The sequence below is a fragment of the Actinokineospora bangkokensis genome, from assembly GCF_001940455.1.
GTDB lineage: Bacteria > Actinomycetota > Actinomycetes > Mycobacteriales > Pseudonocardiaceae > Actinokineospora > Actinokineospora bangkokensis.
Window position 1 is genome coordinate 14,169 of the sequence record NZ_MKQR01000012.1, and the last position, 22,830, is coordinate 36,998.

At 73.4% G+C, this 22,830-nt stretch carries 23 protein-coding genes; 13 read left to right on the forward strand and 10 right to left on the reverse strand.

Annotation, left to right across the window (positions count from 1 at the left end; genetic code table 11):
• Positions 1–57 precede the first annotated feature (57 nt).
• Both BJP25_RS12800 and BJP25_RS12805 read right to left on the reverse strand, forming a co-directional pair.
• The gene (locus BJP25_RS12800; protein ID WP_075975117.1) at positions 58–594 is read right to left on the reverse strand and encodes a hypothetical protein; all 537 of its coding nucleotides are present in this window, start codon (positions 592–594) and stop codon (positions 58–60) included.
• Positions 591–2,087: a serine hydrolase family protein gene (locus BJP25_RS12805; protein ID WP_075975118.1), complete on the reverse strand. Its 1,497-nt coding sequence runs from the start codon at positions 2,085–2,087 to the stop codon at positions 591–593. Before BJP25_RS12805 ends, BJP25_RS12800 begins: the two co-directional genes overlap by 4 nt.
• A 223-nt stretch (positions 2,088–2,310) precedes the next feature.
• Here BJP25_RS12805 and BJP25_RS12810 point away from each other — a divergent pair, with 223 nt between their 5' ends.
• Together BJP25_RS12810 and BJP25_RS12815 are read left to right on the forward strand one after the other, a co-directional pair.
• On the forward strand, positions 2,311–3,000 hold the full coding sequence (locus BJP25_RS12810; protein ID WP_233158053.1) for a DUF4232 domain-containing protein: 690 nt from the start codon (positions 2,311–2,313) through the stop codon (positions 2,998–3,000).
• Positions 3,001–3,108: 108 nt separating this feature from the next.
• On the forward strand, positions 3,109–3,447 hold the full coding sequence (locus BJP25_RS12815) for a nucleotide pyrophosphohydrolase (protein WP_075975119.1): 339 nt from the start codon (positions 3,109–3,111) through the stop codon (positions 3,445–3,447).
• Between the two features lie 4 nt (positions 3,448–3,451).
• Here the strand turns inward: BJP25_RS12815 and BJP25_RS12820 are convergent, their stop codons facing one another.
• From BJP25_RS12820 to BJP25_RS12830, 3 genes are all read right to left on the reverse strand, one after another.
• Complete coding sequence (locus BJP25_RS12820; protein ID WP_084793956.1) at positions 3,452–4,129, reverse strand: sigma-70 family RNA polymerase sigma factor; 678 nt, start codon at positions 4,127–4,129, stop codon at positions 3,452–3,454.
• Positions 4,130–4,271: 142 nt separating this feature from the next.
• Positions 4,272–4,832, reverse strand: a complete 561-nt coding sequence (locus BJP25_RS12825) for a glucosaminidase domain-containing protein (RefSeq protein WP_233158054.1) — start codon at positions 4,830–4,832, stop codon at positions 4,272–4,274.
• Positions 4,833–4,908: 76 nt separating this feature from the next.
• Positions 4,909–5,868 carry an SDR family NAD(P)-dependent oxidoreductase gene (locus tag BJP25_RS12830; RefSeq protein WP_075975120.1) on the reverse strand — a complete coding sequence of 320 codons (960 nt, stop codon included), beginning with the start codon at positions 5,866–5,868 and terminating at the stop codon, positions 4,909–4,911.
• Positions 5,869–5,963: 95 nt separating this feature from the next.
• Between BJP25_RS12830 and BJP25_RS12835 the strand changes: the two genes are divergently transcribed.
• Positions 5,964–7,142 (forward strand): RtcB family protein, encoded by a 1,179-nt coding sequence (locus BJP25_RS12835; RefSeq protein ID WP_075975121.1) that lies wholly within the window; start codon positions 5,964–5,966, stop codon positions 7,140–7,142.
• Between the two features lie 59 nt (positions 7,143–7,201).
• Here BJP25_RS12835 and serS read toward each other — a convergent pair whose 3' ends face one another.
• The 4 genes from serS to BJP25_RS12855 form a co-directional block, all read right to left on the reverse strand.
• The gene (gene serS, locus BJP25_RS12840) at positions 7,202–8,461 is read right to left on the reverse strand and encodes a serine--tRNA ligase (RefSeq protein ID WP_075975122.1); all 1,260 of its coding nucleotides are present in this window, start codon (positions 8,459–8,461) and stop codon (positions 7,202–7,204) included.
• Positions 8,462–9,203: 742 nt separating this feature from the next.
• Entirely contained in the window at positions 9,204–9,707 is a 504-nt protein-coding gene (locus tag BJP25_RS12845; protein WP_408607146.1) for a DUF350 domain-containing protein, read from the reverse strand.
• Positions 9,708–9,789: 82 nt separating this feature from the next.
• Positions 9,790–10,956 (reverse strand): glutathionylspermidine synthase family protein, encoded by a 1,167-nt coding sequence (locus BJP25_RS12850; protein ID WP_075975123.1) that lies wholly within the window; start codon positions 10,954–10,956, stop codon positions 9,790–9,792.
• A gap of 1 nt (position 10,957) precedes the next feature.
• Positions 10,958–11,599, reverse strand: coding sequence for a hypothetical protein (locus BJP25_RS12855; RefSeq protein WP_408607147.1), 642 nt, complete (start codon positions 11,597–11,599; stop codon positions 10,958–10,960).
• Positions 11,600–11,793: 194 nt separating this feature from the next.
• Between BJP25_RS12855 and BJP25_RS12860 the strand changes: the two genes are divergently transcribed.
• Positions 11,794–12,711, forward strand: coding sequence for a septum formation family protein (locus tag BJP25_RS12860; protein ID WP_233158055.1), 918 nt, complete (start codon positions 11,794–11,796; stop codon positions 12,709–12,711).
• Between the two features lies 1 nt (position 12,712).
• Positions 12,713–13,063: a metallopeptidase family protein gene (locus BJP25_RS12865; protein WP_075975125.1), complete on the forward strand. Its 351-nt coding sequence runs from the start codon at positions 12,713–12,715 to the stop codon at positions 13,061–13,063.
• Positions 13,064–13,198: 135 nt separating this feature from the next.
• Here the strand turns inward: BJP25_RS12865 and lhgO are convergent, their stop codons facing one another.
• Positions 13,199–14,380, reverse strand: coding sequence for an L-2-hydroxyglutarate oxidase (gene lhgO, locus BJP25_RS12870; RefSeq protein ID WP_075975126.1), 1,182 nt, complete (start codon positions 14,378–14,380; stop codon positions 13,199–13,201).
• A 42-nt stretch (positions 14,381–14,422) separates the two neighbouring features.
• Here lhgO and BJP25_RS12875 point away from each other — a divergent pair, with 42 nt between their 5' ends.
• The 8 genes from BJP25_RS12875 to BJP25_RS12910 all read left to right on the forward strand — a co-directional run bounded on the left by BJP25_RS12875 (position 14,423) and on the right by BJP25_RS12910 (position 22,521).
• Positions 14,423–15,754: a lipopolysaccharide biosynthesis protein gene (locus BJP25_RS12875; RefSeq protein ID WP_143219047.1), complete on the forward strand. Its 1,332-nt coding sequence runs from the start codon at positions 14,423–14,425 to the stop codon at positions 15,752–15,754.
• A gap of 50 nt (positions 15,755–15,804) precedes the next feature.
• On the forward strand, positions 15,805–16,584 hold the full coding sequence (locus BJP25_RS12880) for a glycosyltransferase family 2 protein (protein ID WP_198943471.1): 780 nt from the start codon (positions 15,805–15,807) through the stop codon (positions 16,582–16,584).
• Positions 16,584–16,943, forward strand: a complete 360-nt coding sequence (locus BJP25_RS12885; protein ID WP_075975128.1) for a DUF2304 domain-containing protein — start codon at positions 16,584–16,586, stop codon at positions 16,941–16,943. The genes BJP25_RS12880 and BJP25_RS12885 overlap by 1 nt, the downstream gene beginning before the upstream one ends.
• Positions 16,940–17,839: a glycosyltransferase family 2 protein gene (locus BJP25_RS12890; RefSeq protein WP_233158056.1), complete on the forward strand. Its 900-nt coding sequence runs from the start codon at positions 16,940–16,942 to the stop codon at positions 17,837–17,839. The genes BJP25_RS12885 and BJP25_RS12890 overlap by 4 nt, the downstream gene beginning before the upstream one ends.
• A gap of 53 nt (positions 17,840–17,892) precedes the next feature.
• The gene (locus tag BJP25_RS12895) at positions 17,893–18,501 is read left to right on the forward strand and encodes a class I SAM-dependent methyltransferase (RefSeq protein ID WP_233158057.1); all 609 of its coding nucleotides are present in this window, start codon (positions 17,893–17,895) and stop codon (positions 18,499–18,501) included.
• An 88-nt stretch (positions 18,502–18,589) separates the two neighbouring features.
• Positions 18,590–19,810: a hypothetical protein gene (locus BJP25_RS12900; protein ID WP_075975129.1), complete on the forward strand. Its 1,221-nt coding sequence runs from the start codon at positions 18,590–18,592 to the stop codon at positions 19,808–19,810.
• Between the two features lie 107 nt (positions 19,811–19,917).
• Positions 19,918–21,195 carry a hypothetical protein gene (locus tag BJP25_RS12905; RefSeq protein ID WP_075975130.1) on the forward strand — a complete coding sequence of 426 codons (1,278 nt, stop codon included), beginning with the start codon at positions 19,918–19,920 and terminating at the stop codon, positions 21,193–21,195.
• A 123-nt stretch (positions 21,196–21,318) separates the two neighbouring features.
• Positions 21,319–22,521 carry a hypothetical protein gene (locus BJP25_RS12910; protein WP_075975131.1) on the forward strand — a complete coding sequence of 401 codons (1,203 nt, stop codon included), beginning with the start codon at positions 21,319–21,321 and terminating at the stop codon, positions 22,519–22,521.
• The last annotated feature ends 309 nt before the right edge of the window (positions 22,522–22,830 follow it).

The following is a 22,830-nucleotide window of genomic DNA, read 5'->3' on the forward strand; positions in this document are numbered from 1 at the left end:
CCCGGAACCAGCCCCGGGCGGGCGGTCTTGTTCCCACGGCCAACTGGGAAGGCCCCCTCAGCCGCAGGTCACGTCGAGGTCCAGCCGCCCGGCCGCCTCGGACGTGCCGGGGCCGGTGAACCCGGTGGCCATGGTCAGCCGGGGCACCTGCACGGCGTAGTCGCCGGGCAGCAGGTCGGCGCCGTAGTCGAAGCCGCCGTCGGAGACCGACACGCTGGGCCGGTCACCGAGCAGCACCCGGACCCGCGCGCCGTCGGCGGAGCTGAGCGCGATCTCGGTGCCGGTGCCCGAGGGGGAGCAGCGGCCGGTGACGGCGGAGGTCAGCTCCCCGGTGCCGGAGATCGCCAGGGTGAGCGTGCCGGTGGCGCTGCCGTCGAGCCTGGCCAGCTCGGGCAGGGCGCGCGGCTCGGCGCTGCCGGTGATCGGCGGCGGGGTGCTGCCGGGGATGGCGCTGGTGAAGGTGGGGATCGCGGTGTAGGCGGGGGTGGCGGGCGGCGGCGGGAGCCGGGCCTCGTCGGTGCCCGAGCACCCCGCCAGCAGCCCGGCGGTCGCGGCGGCGAGCAGCACCGCGCGCGCCGCGGGTCCGCCGGTCACGGGACGACCACCGTGCGGCAGCCCAGCTCGTTGTCCCCGACGACCGTGCGCAGGTCGACCCCGCGCACGCACACCTGGTGGGTGCCCGCCGCCACCGGCATCACCTTGTCGAAGCCGTGCGCGGTGCCCCAGGCGCCGTAGGTCCAGGCCAGGTCGGGGCGGTTCACCAGGGCCCAGCCCAGGTCGTAGGCGCGGCCGTCGACGTAGAGGTGCGCCGGGGACGGCCCACCCGCCAGCTCCGACTCGGTCACCCAGCCCCACACCCGCACGCCGCCCGCGACCGGGGTGATGCCGTCGAGGGAACCGAACGGCCGCTGCGGCGCGGTCACCCGCTTGCAGCCGACCTGCGGGTCGCCCTCGCCGGGGCCCGCGTTGATCGCGAAGCCGCAGACGTCCCAGGTGCCGCCGGGCATCGGCCCGCCGCCGGTGAACCCGTGGTTGGGCCCCGCCCACGGCCAGAACCGCACGAGGTCGGGTCGGGAGCCTGCCGCGGGGCCGAGGTTGAACCGCATCCCGCCGACGGACATGTGCGCGGTGATCGGGGCGGCGGTGTCGGGGTCGATCGCCCAGCCGGAGACCTGGAACCGCATCCGGGTGGGGTCCACGGCCACCGCGTCCACCGCGCCGAACGGGTTGTGCTCGGCGGGCCGGGGCACCCGGCCGCCGGGGAACATCCTCTGCACGATCCGGGTGACCGACTCCTGGGTGTGCTGGTAGGTGGAGCCGGTGGCCTGGTCGTGGGCGAACACGACGATGATGAAGCGCCGCTCGGGGCCCACCACGCCGGTGGTGTTGATCGTGCGCAGCCCGTACTGGCAGCACATCCAGCCCTGCTTGACCGCCTTGGGCGACTCCCCTGGCAGGCCGTCGGGGATGCCGTGGCGCTGGTAGAAGCCGTCGGTGCCGCGGTCGGTGAACGCCGCCATCCGCTCCAGCAGCCCGTTGGCCAGCCAGCCGGGCAGCCCGCCCTCACCGTTGATCATGCGCGCGTAGTAGAGCGACATGTCGAAGCTGGTCAGCCTGGTCAGCCCCCACCAGCGAGCGCTGATGGGCGGCATGATCTGGTTCAACCGGTACCGGGCCTTGATCCGGTCGACGATCGCCGGGCCGCCCAGCCGCGACCAGAACCGGCTCGCCGCCGCGTCGTCGGAGGAGCGCAGCATCACGTCCACCTGCTGCCAGTCGAAGTCGCTCATCCCGACCTCGCCGCGCCACGAGCGGTAGAACAGGTCGTCGGCGATGAACACCTTCACCACCGACGCCGAGCCGAAGTGCGCCTTGGCCAGGTCGCCGTTGTCGGCGTACTGGCCGGAGACCCGGTCGAAGAAGGAGACCGCCGCGGCGGTGCCCCGGGAGTTCGCGTCGCGCACCGCCGCGGCGATGCCGCCGACGACGTCGCCGTGGTGGGCCTCGGCGACCGGTGTGGTGCCCGCCACGGCGAAGGCGGCCACGGCGGACGCGGCGAGGGCGAGGCCGATCCAGGTTCTCTTCACGGCGGGCTCCCGGGACGGCATCAGGGCTGGTGGGACCCGGTGGAGGCTGGCACAGGGCGGCGCGCGGGGCGACCGGGGGCACACCCCGGCGCTGCCCCGGGGTGGTTGGTTCCTCGCTCGATGTGGGTATCCCGCGTGAAGAGACAACCTTCCGGGTGGCCCGCACGTCCACTGAGTGGACCATCCAGCAAGGATCGGGGTACGTCTGGAGGCGAGATCCACCGTGTTCACTCACACGATCGGGCGAAAGACACTGATCGCGACCGGAATCCTGGTCGCGGCGGCCACCGCGGGCTGCGGCGCCGCGGGGACCAGCGCGGGCGGCGCCACCGCCACCACGCCCTCGGTGACCTCCGCGGCCCAGCCGGTGACGACCAGCGCGGAGCTGCCCTCCCCGCCCGCCACCTCGGCGGCGGCGGGAACCTCGGCTGCGGCACCCGCCCAGCCGCCGCGCGGCATCGCCGACGTGGAGGCCGCCGACGGCGCGGCGTCCTCTTCGGACTGCAAGGCCGCCGACCTGGCGCTGTCGATCACCGGCGGCGAGGGGGCGGCGGGGACGGTGTACCGGACCCTGGTGTTCACCAACTCCGGCAGCCGCACCTGCACCATCCAGGGCTTCCCGGGCGTGTCCTACGTCGCGGGCGACGACGGCCACCAGGTCGGCCCGGCGGCGTTCCGGGTCGGCACCAAGGGCGCGCCGGTGACCCTGGCGCCGGGCGGGAAGGCGAGCACCGACATCGGGTTCGTCAACGTGCAGAACTTCGACCCGTCGGCCTGCCAGCCGACCGAGGTTCGGGGCCTGCGCATCTACCCGCCGCACGACACGGCGGCGATGTTCCTGCCGTTGCAGGGAACGGGGTGCGCGGCCACCCCGCCCAGCAACCAGCTGACGGTGAAAACCGTCACCGGCTGACCACAGTGGACGAACTGAAGTCCTGGTAGGACAGACCGGGAAGCGTGGTGCGGCGCCGGGACCCCGCCGGGGTGCCGGCGCCGTCGCGCGCCCCGGGACAATCACCGCATGACACTCGAAGAGCTGATGGTGAAGCAGCGGGAGTTCGCGCGGGCGCGGGACTGGGAGCGCTGGCACACGCCCAAGAACCTGGTCATGGCGCTGTCGGCGGAGGTGGGGGAGCTCACCGAGCTGTTCCAGTGGCTCACCCCGCAGGAGGCCGGGGCCGCGTGCGCGGAGCCCGCCGCCCGGGCGAAGGTGGAGGACGAGATCGCCGACGTCCTGCTCTACCTGGTGCGGCTGGCCGACGTGCTCGGCGTCGACCCCATCGCCGCGGCGGACGCGAAGATCGGGCGCAACGAGGGGCGGTTCCCGCCCGGGGTGGGGCGCACCGCCCTGGAGCGGTAGCCGCTCAGGCGGCGGCGGCCCGGCAGGCGGCCAGGCTCTTGCGCAGGCGGTTGAGCGCCCGGTGCTGGGCCACGCGGATCGCCTCCGCGGTCGTGCCGATCGCCGTCGCCGTCTCCTGCGCCGACATGCCCAGCACCACCCGCATGACGATGATCTCCCGCTGCCGGTCGGTGAGCACCCGCAGCAGCGCGCCGGTGCGCTCGACGAGCTCGTGGCGCAGCGCCAGCTGCTCCGGGCCGTCCTCGGTGGTGGGCACCTCGGGGGCCTCGGGCGTCGGGTCCGACTTGTCCCGGGTGTTCGCCCGGTGCACGTCGGCCACCTTGTGCGCGGCGATGCCGTAGACGAACGACAGGAACGGCCTGCCCAGCTGCTGGTAGGTCGGCAGCGCCTTGAACACCGCCAGGCACACCTCCTGGGCCACGTCGTCGGCGGTGCTCACCGAGCGCGGCACCCGGCCCAGCTTGGCCCGGCAGTAGCGCAGCACCAGCGGCCGCAGGAACCGCAGCAGCTCGTCGAGCGCCCGGTGGTCGCCGCGGATGGCGGCGCCGACCACCTCGTCGAGGTTGTCGCGCACGTCGTCCTGGCCGCGGGCGGGCCTGCGGGGCGCGGTCGCGGTCGGCGCGGTGGTCAGCGACGCCGCCAGGGCCGCCAGTTCCTCGTCCAGGTCCATCGTCGCCAGCATCGCGTTCCTCCCGGCCGGTGGTGTCGTTCACCGGGTAGAGAGCGCGGGACCGGGCCGGGGATACAGGACGTACGGCCCTATTTTCCGGCGGCCGCTAACGCATCTTCCTCGATTCCGAAGCCGATCGCGCCGACCCCACTACTCACGGCAGCGGTGCGTCCACCCGGTACAGGTCGTGCTCGCGCATCAGCCGGATCACCTTGTCCGCGTACCCCGGGTCGGTCGCGTACTTCTTGGCGACTTCGGTGATGAACGCGTTGGGATCCGACCTGAGCGGCAGCGCCGACGCGTAATAGGGGCTCGTGGTGAGCACCCGGCCGTAATCGCGGAAGGAAGAGAGGGGCGCGTCGTACACCCGGAAGCTCGCCGACGCCGGGTGGCACTCGGGCGTGCACTCGGTCGTCGGGTGGTCGCGGCACCCGACCGCGACCGGCCCGGGGCCCGCCGCCGAGCACTTGAACCCGAACAGGTTGTGGTCCTGCACCGCCAGGTCGCTGTGCCCCCACCCGGACTCCAGCGCCGCCTGCGCCAGCGCCACCGAGGCGGGCACCCGGAACTCCGCCGCGACCGCCCTGGCCATCGGCTCGGCCGCGGTGAGGAACGCCGGGTCGGCGGCCGGGTCCGCGGCGGCCACCCCCGCCAGGGCCGTCACGAGGGCACCGACCGCGCCCGCCAGCACCGCCGCCCGCCCAGCTGCCCGCACCGCCCGCTCCTCCCGCTCGGGGTCGTGCCCCGAGCGTCGGCGCAGGTCAGCGGGCCCGCAACCGGGGGTAACCCGATCAGGGGAGGTGGGTCTCGGCCACGCAGTAGGCCCACAGCGCGTGCCGGGCCACGGGGTCGTCGCCCTGCCACGGGAGGTAGTGGGTGGGCCTGCGGCGCCGGTCGTGCCAGAAGCCCCCGCTGCCCTCCCGGCCCTGCGGCGCCGCGCACAGCCACACGATCGTGTCCGCCCCCTGCTCCGGCGTGCGCAGCAGCGGGCCCATCACCCTGTTGAACCCCGGCAGCGACGCGGTGACCCCGGGGGTGTCCGCCCAGCCGGGGTGCGCGCTGTGCACCGCCACGCCATCCGGCTTGAGCTCGCCCGCCCACTGCTCGGCCAGCACCACCTGCATCCGCTTGGTGCGGGCGTAGGCCTTGGCGCCGGAGTACTCGCCCGCCTCGTACTGCGGGTCCTCCGGGTGCAGGGTCGCGGTGTACATGCCGCCGGAGGTCACGAACACCACCCGGCCCTTGGCGGCGGCGAGCGCGGGCCGCAGCAGGGCCGTCAGCAGGTGCGGGCCCAGCACGTGCGTGGCGAGGGTGACCTCGTTGCCCTCGTCGGTCACCCGCCGCTCGGGCGGCAGCGTGCCCGCGTTGTGCACGAGCACGTCGAGGCTGCCGTGCGCGGCGGAGAACCGCTCGGCGAACCCGCGCACCGACGCCAGGCTCGACACGTCGCACTCCTGCAGCTCCAGGTGCGCGCCGGGGACCTGCTCGGCCACCTCCAGCCGCGCCTGCTCGCCCTTCTCCGGGTTGCGCACGAGCATGTGCACGGTGGCGCCCAGCGCCGCGAGGCCCGCGGTGGTCGCCTTGCCCAGCCCGGACGCGGCGCCGGTCACCAGCGCGGTGCAGCCCTCCAGCGACCCGGGTTCGGGGTCGGCGGGCCAGAACCGGCTGCGCACGGCGTACCCGATCTTGCTGTAGCCGGGCACGACGGCGCGGTCGAGCACGGTGTCGAGGATGTCGGTGGCGCTGACCATGCCCCGACGCTAGCGCCGCGCCGCCGTGCCCGCTCGACGGCGACAGTCGCGGAAATGGTTCGCCGCCACCGGTTCCGCGCTCCTACCCTGGGGGCATGGCAGCGACCACCATCCCCGCGCACGGCGTCGACATCCGCCTCTGGGCCCGCCCCGAGGCCGTCGAGGAGCAGGCGATGCGGCAGCTGCACAACATCGCCGCGCTGCCCTGGGTGTTCAAGCACGTGGCCGTCATGCCCGACGTCCACTACGGCAAGGGCGCCACGGTCGGCTCGGTGATCGCCATGCGCGGCGCCGTCTCGCCCGCCGCGGTCGGCGTCGACATCGGCTGCGGCATGTCCGCGGTCCGCACCTCGCTGACCGCCGAGGACCTGCCCGCCGACCTGTCCCGCCTGCGCTCGCGCATCGAGGCCGCGGTGCCGGTCGGGTTCGGCCTGCACGCCGAGGCCGCCTTCACCGACCGCGACAGCGGCGACTGGGCGGCGTTCTGGAAGCGGTTCGACGACCTCACCCCGGTGGTGCGCGGGCAGGGCGACCGCGCCGCCCGGCAGCTGGGCACCCTCGGCGGGGGAAACCACTTCATCGAGGTGTGCCTCGACGAGGACGGCCGCGTGTGGCTGATGCTGCACTCGGGGTCGCGCGGCATCGGCAACCTGCTCGCCCAGCACCACATCGAGGTCGCCCGCGGCCTGGCGCACAACCAGCCGCTGCCCGACCGCGACCTGGCGGTGTTCCTCGCGGGCACCCCGCAGATGGCCGCCTACCGCCACGACCTGTACTGGGCCCAGGACTACGCCCGCCGCAACCGCCAGGTCATGCTCCGCCTGGTCCGCGACGTCGTCCGCCGCGAGTTCCCCACCGCCCGCTTCGACGACGCGATCTCGGTGCACCACAACTACGTCGCCGAGGAGACCCACTTCGGCGAGGACGTCCTGGTCACCCGCAAGGGCGCCATCCGCGCCGCCGCGGGCGACCTCGGCATCATCCCCGGCTCCATGGGCACCGGCTCCTACATCGTCCGCGGCCTGGGCAACCCGGACTCCTTCCAGTCGGCCTCCCACGGCGCGGGCCGCACCATGTCCCGCACCAAGGCCCGCAAGACCTTCACCCCCGCCGACCTCGCCACCCAGACCGCGGGCGTCGAGTGCCGCAAGGACCCCGGCGTCGTCGACGAGATCCCCGCCGCCTACAAGGACATCGACGACGTCATCGCCGCCCAGTCCGACCTCGTCGAGGTCGTCGCCAAGCTCAAGCAGGTCGTCTGCGTGAAGGGCTGACGCACCGGGGGCGCCACCCGCGATCGCGGGTGGCGCCCCCGGTGTCTGCTGTGGACCGTCTACACGGGCTTGAGGACGTCCAGGCCGAGGAACGGGCGCAGGGCCTGCGGCACCGTGACCGACCCGTCGGCGTTCTGGTGGTTCTCCAGGATGGCCACGATCCAGCGGGTCGTGGCGAGGGTGCCGTTGAGGGTGGCGGCGGTCTGCGGCTTGCCGTTCTCGTCCCGGTAGCGGACCGAGAGGCGGCGGGCCTGGAAGGTGGTGCAGTTCGAGGTGGAGGTGAGCTCCCGGTAGGCCTGCTGGGTGGGCACCCAGGCCTCGCAGTCGAACTTGCGGGCGGCGCTGGAGCCCAGGTCGCCGGTGGCGGTGTCGATGACCCGGTAGGGCACCTCGATCTTGGCCAGCATCTCCTTCTCCCAGCCCAGCAGCCGCTGGTGCTCGGCGGCGGCGTCCTCGGGCCTGCAGTAGGAGAACATCTCGATCTTGTCGAACTGGTGCACCCGGATGATGCCCCGGGTGTCCTTGCCGTAGGACCCGGCCTCGCGCCGGAAGCAGGTCGACCACCCCGCGTACCGCTTGGGCCCGGCACCCAGGTCCACGATCTCGTCGGCGTGGTAGCCGGCCAGCGCCACCTCGGAGGTGCCCACCAGGTACAGGTCGTCGGCCTCCAGCCGGTACACCTCGGCCGCGTGCGCCCCGAGGAACCCGGTCCCCGCCATGATCTCCGGACGCACCAGCACCGGCGGCACCACCAGCTGGAACCCGGCGGCGGTGGCCTGCGCGGCGGCCATGTTCAGCAGCGCCAGCTGCAACTGCGCCCCCACCCCGGTGAGGAAGTAGAACCGCGACCCGGCGACCTTCGCCCCCCGCTCCATGTCGATCGCCCCGAGCCGCAACCCCAGGTCCAGGTGGTCGGCGGGCTCGAAGTCGAACTCCCGCGGCGTCCCCACGTGCTCCAGGACCGCGAAGTCGTCCTCCCCCCCGACCGGCGCCCCCGGGTCCACCAGGTTCGGCACCGCCCGGTGCGCCGCCTCGAACGCCCCCTCAGCCTCCGCCTGCTCCGCCTCCGCCGCCTTCACCCCCGCGGCCAACTCCTTGCCCCGGGCGATGAGCGCCTCCCGCTCCTCCCCCTTGGCCCGCCCCACCTGCTTCCCGAACGCCTTCTGCTCCGCCCGCAACCCATCCGCCCGCGAGATCGCGGCCCGCCGCCGCTCATCCGCCGCCACCAGCGCGTCCACCACCCCCGGATCCTCCCCACGCGCCCGCTGCGAAGCGCGCGCGATCTCCGGGTCTTCGCGCAGAACCTTGAGGTCAATCACCCCGCGAGCCTATCCCGCGCCCCCACCCCCACCAGCCGAACCCCACCCCCCCAAAGCGTCGTCCGACCACGCCCACCCCGCCCGACGCCGAAGGCAAGCCCTCATCCCCAAGCCCCATCGTTCGGCCAGCGCCACCCCCACCCCATCGCGCCCAGTCCTCACCCCCCTCGCAACCTCATGCCCCGTGGCGAAGCCCATCCCTAAAAGCCGTCGTCTGGCCAACGCACCCCCCACCCCGCAAACCATGGCGCCCAGCCCCCACACCCCCCGGCACCCCGACACCGCTCAGCTGAGCAATTGGTCATGGGCTTTGCTCAGACCCCGGCCTGACCCAGTCCTGGCCGCTCGTAGCTCGGGAGGTGGTGTGTCAAGGGTGGGCGAAGCCCATCGCGAAGCGACGCCCGCAGGGCGCCCTTGACTCGCCACCTCCCGAGTTACACACTCGCGGCCCCCGAGGACAGGCCCCCACTAAGCCCAGCAACCCCGTCCACACCGAGGCAAGATCAACTCCGCGCGCCCCCACGCGTCACCATCCGCAGCCCCCGCCCACCCAAGGGGCTCTGGTCCCTTGCGGCCATTCTACCCGCTGACCAGCACAAACAAGCCCCGAACGATCTTGCCTGTGGATAACCACGCCCGAAACGCCCGATTCCCCATCACCCACACGAGCGAAACTTCCCCCACAACCGCAAAGGCCCGAGGTGCCCACAGGCACCCCGGGCCCCCGGGAGAGCACCACCGCTCAGGAAGCGGTCGCGAACAGCGTCGAGAAGTCCGAGATCGCCACGGCCACGATCATGCCCAGGGCGAGGTGCACCGCCGCCACCACGACCGAGGCGGGGGCGAAGCGGTCGTCGGTGATGGTGGCGCCGACGTCGAGCTTGGTGACCCACTCCAGGGTCCGGACGGCGAGGACCTGGGCGACGATGCCGACGAGGCCGTAGACGACGGAGGTGATGAGGCCCGCGGCGAGGTCGCTGGAGGAGAAGAGGATGGCGACGACGATGATGAAGGCCATCGAGAGCATGCCGGAGGCGGTGACGACGACGGCGTTGGGCTTGCCGTCGCGGACCAGGGCGGAGAGCTTGCCCGGGGTGGTCCAGTCGATGGCGTAGAAGCCGAGCAGCATCAGCACGAGGCCGACGATCGCGTAGAGGACGATCGCCCCGATCCCGCGGCCGAGGCTGGAGCCGAAGCCCTCGGGCAGGGCCACCACCGTCGACGCGGTGGCGAGTTGGATGGTCACACGTCCTCCTGCTGGCTGAGCTGTCGTCGAACTGGGGGCTGTCGTCGTTCTGGGGGCTGTCGAACTGGGGCCTGCACGGGGGTCAGGCCCCCGGGATCCGGTGCGGCACGAACGCCGCACCGTCGTCGGTGACCAGGCCCGCGGTCTCCCGGATGCCCAGGCCCGCGGCGTGGTCGCCGACGATCCAGGCGCCGAGGGCGGGGCGGTAGCCGTCGAACTCGGGCAGCGGGTCGAAGGCCTGGTAGACGAAGCCCTCCTGGCCGTAGACGCCGCCGGTCTGGGTCTCGTAGCCGGGGGCGACGATCTGGATGTTCGCGCCCTCGCGGCCGAGCCGGGGCTTGCGCACGTACTCGGTGAGCAGGCCGGGCTGGTCGAGGAAGGCGGGCAGCAGGTTGGGGTGGCCGGGGTACATCTCCCACAGCACCGCCAGGATCGCCTTGTTCGACAGCAGCATCTTCCACAGCGGCTCGACCCACAGGGTGCCGGGCTGGGAGGCCACGACGTGCTCGCCGAACTCCTCGTCGACGATCCACTCCCACGGGTAGAGCTTGCAGACCGCGTGCATCGGCGCCTCGCGCAGGTCGACGAAGCGGGTGAGCACCGGGTCCCAGCCGATCTCCTCGATGGCCAGGCCGACGGTGTCCAGGCCCGCCTCGGCCGCGGTCTCCTGCAGGTAGGCGGTGGTGATGTGGTCCTCGCCGCTGGCGTCGGCGCCCGACCAGGTGAAGTGCACCTCGCCGGAGGGCAGCTTCTCGGCGACCTCGCCCCAGCGCTCCACCAGCTTCTCGTGCAGGGAGTTCCACTGGTCGTCGTCGGGGAAGACCTCGGTCTTCCAGTACCACTGCACGATCGCCGCCTCCAGCAGGGAGGTCGGGGTGTCGGCGTTGTACTCCAGCAGCTTGGCCGGGCCGGAGCCGTCGTAGCGCAGGTCGAAGCGGCCGTAGACGTGCGGGTCGGAGCGCTTCCACGACTCGGCGATGCGCGGCCAGACCTTCTCCGGGATGCCGAAGTCGCGGTAGCGCTCGGTGAGCACCACGTTGTCCACGGCCTCCAGGCACATCGAGTGCAGCAGTTCGACGTCGGCCTCGATGGACAGCACCTCGTCCATGTCGAACGCGTAGTGGACCGACTCGTCCCAGTAGGGGCGCTGGCCGCCCCCGCCGTAGCGGGCGGGGGAGCCGAACACCAGGCCCTGGGACTCGATCTTCTGGCGCCAGTCGGGGCGCGGGGTGGAGTGTTCTCGCCGCACGTCAGCTACCGGAGCTCTTCCCGCTGCCGCCGACCCCGAGGCCGCCGCGCTGCACGGACTTGCCGGAGCTGGTCTTGACCGAGGTGCCGGAGGAGGGCGCGTCGTAGGAGCCGCCGCTGACCCGCTGGCCGATGGTGCCCGTGCCGCCGTAGTTGTAGCGGTAGGAGCTGCCGCCGATGTAGATGAACCCGCCCGAGGAGTAGCCGCCGTGCGACGTGGCGTAGCTGCTGTCGCAGTAGTCGTCGTCGACGATCACGCCGTTGGAGTCGGTGCACTGGGCGGTGACCTCGTCGGGGGTGGCCGCGGCGTAGATCACGGCGACGACCGCCACCACGCCCACGGTCACGCCCGCGCCGATGAGGATGCGCTTGCGCAGCGTCCGCTTGCGCTCGGCCTCCGCCTGCGCGGCCAGCTCGGCCTCCCGCTCGCGGCGCACGGCGTCGCGGCGGGCGCGCTGCTCGGCCACCGTGGGCTCCCGCGGCGCGGTGGACGCCGGGTCCTGGAAGCTGATGGTGCCGCGCCTGCGGTCCGGGCCGCCCGCGGGCAGCTCGGTCGTCGGCTGCTCGGTCGGCTGCTCGCCGAAACCGGGTCGCGCCTGCTCAGGCGAGGGACCCGCGTTGTCCGGCTTGTCGTTGTCAGTCATGAACCACTCCCGGCGCGCACACTACCCACGGACAGCCCCCGACGTCGCATGATTGTCCCGATCGCAACCTTGGTCCGCCTCTCGTCGGGGTCGGTGGCCGCGCCCGGGGCCCGGACACGGCATCATGGGTTCTGATGCTCGCGAGCGGCGACTGGTTTCGGTCGGACGACAACACGGCGAGGACCCGGCTGCTGATGGCCGGCGCCCTGGCCGGTTCGCTGCTGCTCCTGATCACCAGCATGGTGTTCTCCTGGCCGGTGGCCACCGGCGGCGCGGGCGGGGCGATGACGGCCGAGGAGCAGCGGGAGGCGGCCTTCGAGGCGCCCACCGGCAGCTGCCTGACCTGGACCCCGCCCAACGGCGACGACATCCGGATCACCGACTGCGCGGGCAGCCACCTGTTCGAGGTCACCAGCACGGTCGACATCAGCGCAGAGCACCCGGAGAACGCCCCGGCCCCGGACACGGCCGCCTGGCAGAAGATCGCCGAAGACAAGTGCACGCCGGGCGCCACCACCTACCTCGGCGGCGTGCTCGACCCGTTCGGCAAGTACACCGTCAACGCGCTCAAGCCCAACGACGCGCAGTGGGCCGACGGCGACCGCAAGCTGCGCTGCGGCCTGCAGACCGCCGCGCCCTCCGGGACGCTGGTGCCCAGCACCGGCACCGCCGCCCGCGCCGACCAGTCCAACGTGCACGAACCCGGCACGTGCCTGGCCCTGGAGGGGCAGAAGATCGGGGACCCGATCAACTGCTCGGAGCCGCACGCGTTCGAGATCGTCGGCGCCGCCGACCTGGGCCCGGCCTTCCCCGGCGACTACCCCACCGAGGACCAGCAGACCGAGTCCGCTGTGGAGCTGTGCGCCCAGGTCGCCAACGCCTACACCGGCGGGGTCGACCTGGCGGCGAAGAAGCTGACCCTCTACTCCGACACCCTCAAGCCGGAGAGCTGGGCCGCGGGCTCGCGCAAGGTGGACTGCAAGGTCGGCGCGAAGCTGCCCTCCGGCGACGGCCTGGCCCCGATCACCAACAGCGTGCGCGCCACCCCACCCCCCGTGAGCAGCACCCCGGTGCCGTCGAGCGCCCCGGTGCCGAGCACCCCGGGCGGCTGAGGTGCCGATCGAGATGACCCGGCTGCGGTTCGAGGAACTGGTGGCCGACGCGCTCGACCTGATCCCGGACAACTTCGCCGCCGCGATGGACAACGTCGTCGTCCTCGTCGAGGACCGCGACGCCGAGGACCCCACCCTGCTCGGCCTCTACCACGGCATCGCGCTCACCGAGCGGCTGTCGGACTACGGCGGGTACCTGCCCGACCGGATCTTCATCTACCGCTCGGCCATCCTCGACATCTGCGAGACCGAGCAGGACGTCGTCGACGAGGTCGCCATCACCGTCGTGCACGAGATCGCCCACCACTTCGGCATCGACGACGAGAAGCTGCACGAGCTGGGCTGGGGCTGAGGTACCGCCGAACCGACCGCCACTCCCGAGACCGGCGATGCAGACCTCACGACCCACTGACTCGATCTGCCCACCGCCCTCACCGGCGCCACCGCGCGCACCCATGGCCCTGGCACTGCGCACAGTGGACCTGCGCTAGGGCAGCAGGGAGGCCAGGTGGGCGCCGATCTCCAGGGCGCAGGTGGCGGCCGGGGACGGGGCGTTGAGGACGTGGACCTGGTTCGGGGCGGTCTCGATGAGGAAGTCCTGGACCAGGGAGCCGTCGGGGAGCAGGGCCTGGGCGCGCACGCCCGCGCCCGCCCGGACGATGTCGTGCTCGGTGATGGCGGGGACGAGGCGGGCGAGGCTGGCGGCGAAGCGGGTGCGGGAGAGGGAGCGGCGGACCTCGTCGAGGCCGGTGGGGTAGGCGTGGGTGCGGGCCAGGGCCCAGGTGCCGGGGAAGCGGAGGACCTCGGCGAGGTCGCGGGGGGAGACGTCGCGCCAGCGGTAGCCCTCGCGGTGCAGGGCGAGGACGGCGTTGGGGCCCGCGTGGACGGTGCCGTCGAGCATGCGGGTGAGGTGGACGCCGAGGAAGGGCAGGGAGGGGTCCGGGACGGGGTAGACGAGGCCGCGCACGAGGTGGGCGCGGGACGGGGCGAGCTCGTAGTACTCGCCGCGGAAGGGCACGATGCGGGCGCTGGGGGTCAGGCCCGCCATCCTGGCGACGCGGTCGCTGTGCAGGCCTGCGCAGTTGACCAGGGCCGAGCCGCGCAGGACCTCGGTGCCGGTGGCGACCTCCACGCCGCCGTCCGCGCCGGGGCGGATGCCCAGGGCGGGGGTGGACAGGCGCAGGTCGGCGCCCGCTTCGCGCAGGTCCTCGACCAGGGCCGCGCACACGGCCGGGAAGTCGATGACGCCCGTGCTCTCCACCCGCAGGGCGGCCACGCAGGAGACCTCGGGTTCGTACTCGCGGGCTTCGGCGGGGGTGATGGTGCGGGCGGGCACGCCGTTGGCCTCGGCCCGCTCGGCCAGCACGCGCAGGGCGGGCAGCTCCGCCTCGGAGGTCGCCACGACCAGCTTGCCGCACTGCTCGAACGGCACGCCGCGCTCGCGGGCGTACGCGGCGATCGAGCGGTTGCCCGCGACCGACATGCGGGCCTTGGCCGAGCCGGGGGCGTAGTACAGCCCGGCGTGCACGACGTTGGAGTTGTGCCCGGTCTGGTGGGCCGCCCAGGTCGGCTCCTTCTCCAGCACGACCACGCCGCGACCCCGCCTGACCAGCTCACGGGCCGTCGCCAGGCCGAGGACCCCGCCACCGACCACCAGCACTTCTCGCACCCGGGCAGCTTAGGCTCCCGCCGCCTTCTCTACGGTTGTGCGGTGGCTGGAACCCGGAAGCTCGTCGGCCCCGCCGTCCTCATGGCGGGCGGGTTGGGCATCGTCGGTGTCGCCGGGTACGGCTTCCTCGGCCTGACCGGGCACGCCCTGCCGGTGGCCGACACCGCGGCCGTCGCCAGCCTCTACCTGCTGGTGAACATCATCGGCCCTGGCCTGTTCGTGGCCCTGGAGCAGGAGACCAGCCGGGCGACCAGCGCCACCACGGCCCGCGGCGGCGAGCTGCGGCCGATCGTGCGCAACGCGGTGCTGCACGCCCTGCTGATGCTCGCCCTGGTGCTGGTGGTGCTGCTGGCGATCTCCCCGGTGCTCACCGCGAAGGCGCTGAGCGGGCAGTGGGGGCTGTTCGCCGCGGTGGTGCTCAGCGTGGTGACCTCCGCGGCGGTCTACCTGGTCCGCGGGCTGCTCGGCGGTCGGCAGCGGTTCACCGGCTACGCGGCCACGCTCGGCGTGGAGGGGCTGGCCCGGCTGCTGCCCTCGGTGGCGCTGGCGCTGAGCGGGTCGGCGAACGGCGTGCTCTACGCCCTGTTCTTCGCCGCGGGGTCGGCGTTCGGCGCCCTCGCCGGGCTGCCCGCGCTGCGCTCCTCGGCGGCACCGGCCGCGCCCGCGGCGCCGGTCGACCCCCTGGCGCCCGCCGCCCACGAGGCGGAGGTGCCGACCACCTTCGCCGCGATGGGCCGGGCGCTGGTCCTGCTGGTCCTGGGCACCCTGCTGATGCAGCTGGTGGCCAACCTCGCGCCGATCGTGGTGACCTCCCGGATGACCTGGGACAAGGCCACCGCCGCCGCGTTCGCCGCCGCGTTCGTGCTGGTCCGGGTGCCGCTGTTCCTGTTCGCCCCGGTGCAGGCGATGCTGCTGCCCTCGATCACCCGGGCCGCCGCCGCGGGCGACACCGCGACCGTCTGGCGCAGGCTGCGGGTGGTGCTGCTGGCCGTGGCCGCCATCGGCGTGCCGGGCGCGCTGCTGTCGCTGCTGCTGGGCCCGTGGGTGGTGCGGGTGTTCTTCGACGCCGAGGTCGACCTGCCCGGCCTGGTCGTCGGCCTGCTCGGGGTGAGCACCATCGCGCTGATGGTGGCCCAGGTGCTCCAGCCCGGCCTGGTCGCGCTCGACCAGCACCGGTTCGTCACCGCGGCCTGGGTGCTGGGCTCGGTGGTGCTGGTCGGGCTGCTGTTCCTGCCCGGGGACCCGCTGCGCGCCGCGGTGCTCGCCCAGCTCGTCGCCTCGGCGGTGGTGGTGGCGACCATGTCGGTGGGCCTACTGCGCCGGTTGCGCGGCCGGGTGGCATCGGCACCGGTCCCGGCGGGCGCCCCCGGCTGACACCCCGGCCGGGCGCCGCCGGTGTCGAGGCGCCCACTACCCTGCACTGCGTGTCCGAGACCGCAGTGCCCGAGTCCGTGCGCGCGTTGATCGTCGTCCCCGCCTGGAACGAGGAGGAGGCCGTCGGCGCGACCGTGCGGGAGATCCGCGCGGCCGTCCCGCACATCCCCGTGCTCGTGGTCGACGACGGGTCCGGCGACCGGACCGCGGACCGGGCCCGCGAGGCCGGGGCGATGGTGCTGGAGCTGCCCTACAACCTCGGCGTCGGCGGCGCCATGCGCGCGGGCTTCCGCTACGCGGTCCGCCACGGCTTCACCGCCGCGGTGCAGGTCGACGCCGACGGCCAGCACAACCCCAGCGAGGTGCCCGCGCTGCTGGCCGGGCTGGCCGACGCCGACATCGTCATCGGCGCCCGCTTCGCCCAGGACGACGAGTACAAGGTGCGCGGCCCGCGCCGGTGGGCGATGGTCGTGCTGGCCAAGGTGCTGTCCCGGCTGGCCCGCACCAAGCTCACCGACGCCACCTCCGGGTTCAAGGCCACCGGCGGCCGCGCGCTGCCGGTCTTCGCCGAGCACTACCCGGTGGAGTACCTCGGCGACACGATCGAGTCGATGGTCATCGCGCTGCGCTCGGGCTGCAAGGTCGCCCAGGTGCCGGTGCGGATGCGCCCCCGCCGCGGCGGGGCGCCCAGCCACCGCCCGTTCAAGGCGATGGTCTACCTCTTCCGCGCCTTCTTCGCGCTGCTGCTGGCGCTCATCCGGCGCTGGGACATCAAGGTGAAGGCGGAGCCGGTGCCCACCCCGGTCGCGAGCGAGGGGCGGGTCGCCTGATGCACACCTACATCATCGGCATGATCGGCAGCGTGCTGGTGCTGCTGGCCATCGGCGAGATGCTGCGCCGCCGCCAGCTCAGCGAGAAGTACGCGGTGCTGTGGCTGGTCGTCGGCCTGCTGCTGCTGGTGTTCACGATCTTCCCGAACACCCTCACCGGCATCGCCGGGCTCATCGGCGTGGCGATCCCGACCAACCTGCTCTTCTTCGTCGGGCTGATCTTCCTCACCGGGGTCGCGCTGCACCTGTCCTGGGAGCTGTCCCGGATGGAGGACGAGACCCGCAAGCTCGCCGAGGACCTGGCCATCCTGCGGCTGGAGTTCGAGGAGCAGCAGAAGAAGGACCGCACCGACTCGTGAGCGCCCCCACCATCGACATCGTCATGCCCTACTACGGCGATGTCGCGCTGATGCAGGCCGCCGTCCGCAGCGTGCAGGCCCAGGACGACCCGAACTGGCGGCTCACCGTCGTCGACGACGGCACCGCCGAGGGCGTGCCGGAGTGGTTCGCAGGCCTGGGCGACGAGCGGGTGCGCTACCAGCGCAACGAGGTCAACCTCGGGGTCACCGGCAACTTCAACAAGAGCCTGTCGCTGGCCGAGCACGAGCGCGTCGTGATCATGGGCTGCGACGACCTGCTGCTGCCCAACTACGTCGGCGTGGTGCGCGCCGTGCACGCCGACCACCCCGGCGCGGGCATCATCCAGCCCGGCGTGCGGGTGATCGACGGGTCCGGCCAGGAGGTGCGCACCCTGGTCGACGAGGCCAAGCGCCGCGTCTACGCGCCCAAGGTCGACGGGCGGCTGGTGCTCAGCGGCGAGGACCTCGCGGTCAGCCTGCTGCGCGGCGACTGGCTGTACTTCCCCGCGCTGTGCTGGCGCACCGAGGCCATCCAGGCCGTGCCGTTCCCGGCGGAGCTACGCGTCATCCAGGACCTCGCCGTGCTCATCGAGCTGGTGCGCCGCGGCGAGAGCCTGGTCGTCGACGACACCACCGCCTTCTGCTACCGCAGGCACGCGGGCAGCGAGTCCTCCGGCGCCGCGGTCGACGGGTCGCGGTTCACCGAGGCGGGCCGGTACTTCACCGACACCGCCGACCGGATGGCCGCGCACGGCTGGCACCGCGCCGCCCGGGTGGCCCGGCTGCACCTGTCCTCGCGGGTCTTCGCGCTGACCCTGCTGCCGCAGGCGCTCAAGGGCCGCTCCGGCGTCGGCCCGCTCACCAGGCACGTCTTCGGCTCCGGTCGCGCGCGGTAATCGCCCGGGGGTCCGCTGTGACCGTCCCCTCACCATCGATTACCGTTCCCGAGGTGGCATCTCCGCATTCGACAGACGGTCAGGACTACACCGACCGGCTGGCCCGCCTCGAGGGCCCGCGGTGGAAGCAGGTCCTCGACGTCCAAGCCCCCTACCGGTGGAACGTGCGCAGGCTCTTCGGCGACCGGGAGGTGCTCGACGTCGGCTGCGGGATCGGCCGCAACCTCGCGCACCTCGCGCCGCGCGGGGTCGGCGTCGACCACAACGAGCACTCGGTGCAGCTGTGCCGCGAGCGCGGGCTGACCGCGTTCAGCACGGCCGAGTTCTTCGACACCGAGTACGCGACCAAGGGCCGCTACGGCGGCATGCTGGCCGCGCACCTGGTCGAGCACATGCCGCGCGAGCAGGCGGTCGAGGTGCTGGCCGGGTACACCCCCTACCTGGCGCCCGGCGCCAAGGTGGTGCTCATCTGCCCGCAGGAGAAGGGCTACACCACCGACGCCACGCACGTGGCCTTCACCGACTTCGACGGCCTGGCCGATGTCGCCGGTCAGCTGGGCCTCGTGGTGGACCGGCGGATCTCCTTCCCGCTGCCCCGCCCGGCGGGCAAGGTCTTCCCCTACAACGAGTTCGTCCTGGTCGCCACCGTCCCCGAGGCCTGACCGGGGGTTCCCCCGCGACGGCGCCCCGGTCCCCACCGGCGCCGACCCACCGCTGCCCGCCCGGGCACCGAACCCGACTGGGGGAACCGTGCGCACGTCGACCCGGCGCGCGCTGGCCGCGCTCACCGCGACCACCGCCGCGCTGCTGCTCGCCCCGGGGCTGGCCGCCGCCAAGCCCGTGCAGTTCCCCGTCCGCGGCTACGTCGCCGCCGAGGTCGCCGCCCAGCTCCAGACCGCGCTCCCCGCCCGCTTCACGCCGCTGGTGCCGCAGCGGGTGCTCGACACCCGGACCGCGGGCGGACCGGTGGGCCCGGGGGGCACCACCACGCTCGACCTGTCCGCGCGGGTCCCGGCGGGCGCGAGCGCCGTGGTGCTCAACCTGACCGCGCTCACCGGGGCGGAGGGCGGGTTCGTCACCGCCTACCCCGCGGGCACCGGCAGGCCGCAGGTGTCGAACCTCAACGCCCCCGCGGGCTCGGTCCGCCCGAACGCCGTCACCGTCGCGCTCGGCGCCACCCGCGCGGTGACCCTGTACAACCAGGCCGGGAACACCCACCTCGTCGTCGACCTGGCCGGCTACTACAAGCCCGCCACCGGCTCGTACTACACCGCCACCACCCCCACCCGCGTGCTCGACACCCGGCAGTCCGCCGCCGTCGGCCCGCGCGAGGTCGTGGCCGTCGCCACCGGGGTGCCCGCGGGCGCCACCGCCGTCACCCTCACCGTGACCGGCATCGGCGGCGCGGCGGGCACCTACGTCACCGCCTACCCCGGCGGGTCCGCCCGGCCCGAGGCGTCGAACCTCAACCTCGCGCCGGGGCAGGTCGCGGCGAACCTGGTCACCGTCCCGGTCGGCCCCGGCGGCCGGGTCGACCTGTTCAACCTGGCGGGCAGCACGCACCTCGTCGTCGACGTCGCCGGCTTCTACACCCCCGGCGGCGGCTCCGAGTTCACCCCGCTGGCGCCCTTCCGCGTCGGCGACACGCGGGACGCCGGCAGCGCCGCCCTCGCCCGCGACACCACCGCCTACCTGCCGTTCTACGACTTCCTGCCGGAGGGGACGACCGCTGTGGCGTTCACCCTGACCGGCACCGCCCCCACCGCGGGCACCTACCTCACCGCCGCGCCCACCGGCGCCGCCCGGCCGCTCGCCTCCAACCTCAACCTGGCCCCGGGGGAGACCGCGGCGAACCTGGCCGTCGTCGCCCTCAACCCCTACCGCGAGCTGGACATCTACAACTTCGCGGGCTCCACGCACGCCATCGTCGACCTGGCCGGGTTCTTCGGCCCCGCCACCGCGCAGGGCTGACCCCCAGAATTCCCCCGCGGTTGGGTAGCGCTTCCCCGGTGCGCGCCGATGAGGTAGCAGGACCGGCCTCCGCCGGACCCGAAAACCGATCGAACCTGGGGATCTCCTTGCGCAACGCATCCACCGCGGCCGTCGTGCTGGCCGCCGCCCTCGGCGCCGCGCTCGCGGTGCCGACGGCCGCCGCCGCGGCCCCGCAGGCGGCCGAGGCCGCCACGGCCACCCGCAGCGGGCAGCAGGCCGACGGCGCGGGCCGCGTCCGGGCCGCCCTCGGCGCCGACGCCACGGGCACCGAGTTCGTGCCCGTCACGCCCAAGCGCGTGCTCGACACCCGCTCGGCCATCGGCGTGCCCGGCACCACGCCGGTCGGCACCGGCGGCACCATCTCGGTGAACCTGTCCTCCTCGGTGCCCGCCGAGGCCGTCTCGGTCGTGCTCAACGTGACCGTGGTGACCGCGGCCAAGGGCTCCTTCGTCACCGTGTTCCCGACCGGTGCCGACCGCCCGACCGCCTCGAACCTCAACGTCTACCCCAACTCGGTGCGCCCCAACGCCGCCACGGTGACCCTGGGCACCAACCGCTCGGTGAGCCTGTTCGCCCAGAACGGCCCCACCCACCTCATCGCCGACCTGGCCGGCTACTACGTCGCCGGGTCCGGCGCGCTGTACAACTCGCTGGGCACCCCCGTGCGCCTGCTCGACACCCGCGAGCCGAGCGGCGGCGGCAAGATCGGCGCCGGGGCCACCCGCGCGCTGCCCGTCGGCGGCGCCGTGCCCGCCTCCGCCACCGCCGTCGTGATGAACCTGACCGGCCTCAACGCCACCCAGGGCAGCTTCGTCACCGCGTGGCCCAACGGCGCCACCCGGCCCACCGCCTCCAGCCTGAACCTGGTGCCCAACCAGGTCGCGCCGAACCTGGTGGTCGTGCCGATCGGCACCGGCCGCACCGTCAACCTGTACAACCTGGCGGGCTCGGTCGACGTCGTGGCCGACCTGGCCGGCTACTTCGACCCCACCGCGGGCGCGCAGTTCTTCCCGGTGGACCCGATCCGCTACATCGACACCCGGGACTACAGCCCCGTCGGCCCGTTGGAGTACGTCAACTTCTACGACCCCTACGGCGACTTCGAGGGCTTCTCCGGCGCGGTGCTCAACCTGACCGGCACCGAGCCCACGTCCGGCACCTACCTCACCGCCTACCCGGACCCGGCGCACCAGGACCCGCCGTTCACCTCGAACCTCAACCTGGCGCCCGCGGAGACCGCGGCCAACCTGGTGTTCGTCGGCCTGGGGAGCGACCCCGAGGCGCGGTTCGGCGTGCTGAACCGGTTCGGCTACGTCCACCAGATCTGGGACTTCGCGGGCTTCTTCGGCCCCGTCCTGGTCTGACCGACCTGCCCCGCCCGAGGGCCCGCGACCACCCGGTCGCGGGCCCTCGGCCCTTCCCGGGGACTGCCCGGCGGGCCGATAATGACCGCCGGTCACACCGGCTGACGAGAACTGGGGAACCCCTTGCGCACGAAGACGAAGGCGGTGGGCCGCGCCGTCGCGGCCCTGACCGCCACCGCACTGGCCATCGCGACGCCCGCGCCCGCGGCGCAGGCCGCCCCGGCGGCCGACGCGCCCGCCTCGCAGTACACCCCGACCGCGCCCAAGCGCGTCCTCGACACCCGCGAGGGCGTCGGCGCCCCGGCCAAGCCACTGGGCGCAGGCGCCACCATCACCCTCGACCTGTCCGCCCAGGTCCCGGCCACCGCCACCTCGGTCGTGCTCAACGTGACCGGCATCGCGGGCGCGGCGGGCACGTACGTCACCGCCTACCCCACCGGCGGCACCCGGCCGGTCGTGTCCAACCTCAACCTCGACGCGGGCGCCGTGCGCCCCAACGCGGTGACGGTCAAGCTCGGCACCAACCGCTCGGTGGACCTCTACAACTTCGGCGGCTCCACCCACCTCGTCGCCGACCTGGCCGGCTACTACCAGACCGGCCCCGGCGCCCTGTACAACCCGGTCACCCCGTACCGCCTCGCCGACACCCGCGAAGCGGGCGGCCCCCTCGGCCCCGGCGGCGTGCTCACGGTCAACATGCGCGAGCAGCTCCCCGACACCGCCACCGCCGTCGTGGTCAACGTGACCGGCATCGGCGGCTCCGTGGGCACCTACGTCACCGCCTACCCCGGCGGCGCCGCTCGCCCCACCGCCTCCACCCTCAACCTCGCCCCCGGCCAGGTGGCGCCCAACCTCGCCGTCGTCCAGATCGGCACCGACGGCACCGTCCGCTTCTACAACAACACCGGCACCGTCAACCTCGTCGTCGACCTCGCCGGCTACTACGACCCCACCTTCGGCGCCCAGTTCCACGCGGGCGACCCGTACCGCCTGGTCGACACCCGGGAGACCAACACCCCGCTGGGCCCCAAGCGCTACTTCCCGGTGGACCTCTCGGGCACCCTGCCGGACGCGACCGCGCTCGTGTTCAACCTGACCGGCACCGCGCCGACCGCGGGGACGTACCTGACCGCGTGGCCCTTCTCCGCTGACCTGCCGATCGCGTCGAACGTGAACCTGGCACCCCGCGAGACGGCGGCGAACCTGGCCGTGGTGTCGCTGGACGAGGCGGTGAAGCTGGGGGTCTACAACCAGTTCGGGTACGTGCACGTGCTGGTGGACGTGGCGGGGTGGTTCGGGCCTGTGGGGGCGCCTGCCGCCGGGTGACGCTGGATGCTGCTGCTGCTTGGGGCGGGCTCCTGTGGGGCCCGCCCCTTGCGGGTTGAGATTCACCCGTTGGAGGTGGCGGGAATCGGGCTTTTCGGACCAGGTTGTCCACAGGCAAGATCATTGCGGCCTTGTTTGCGCTGGTCAGCGGGTAGAATGGCCGCAAGGGACCAGAGCCCCTTGGGTGGGTGGGGGCTGCGGATGGTGACGCGTGGGGCGCGTGGAGTTGATCTTGGCTCGGTGGGGACGGGGTTCTTGGGGCGCGGTGTGGGCGGGGTTGCTGGGCCTAGTGGGGCCTGTCCTCGGGGG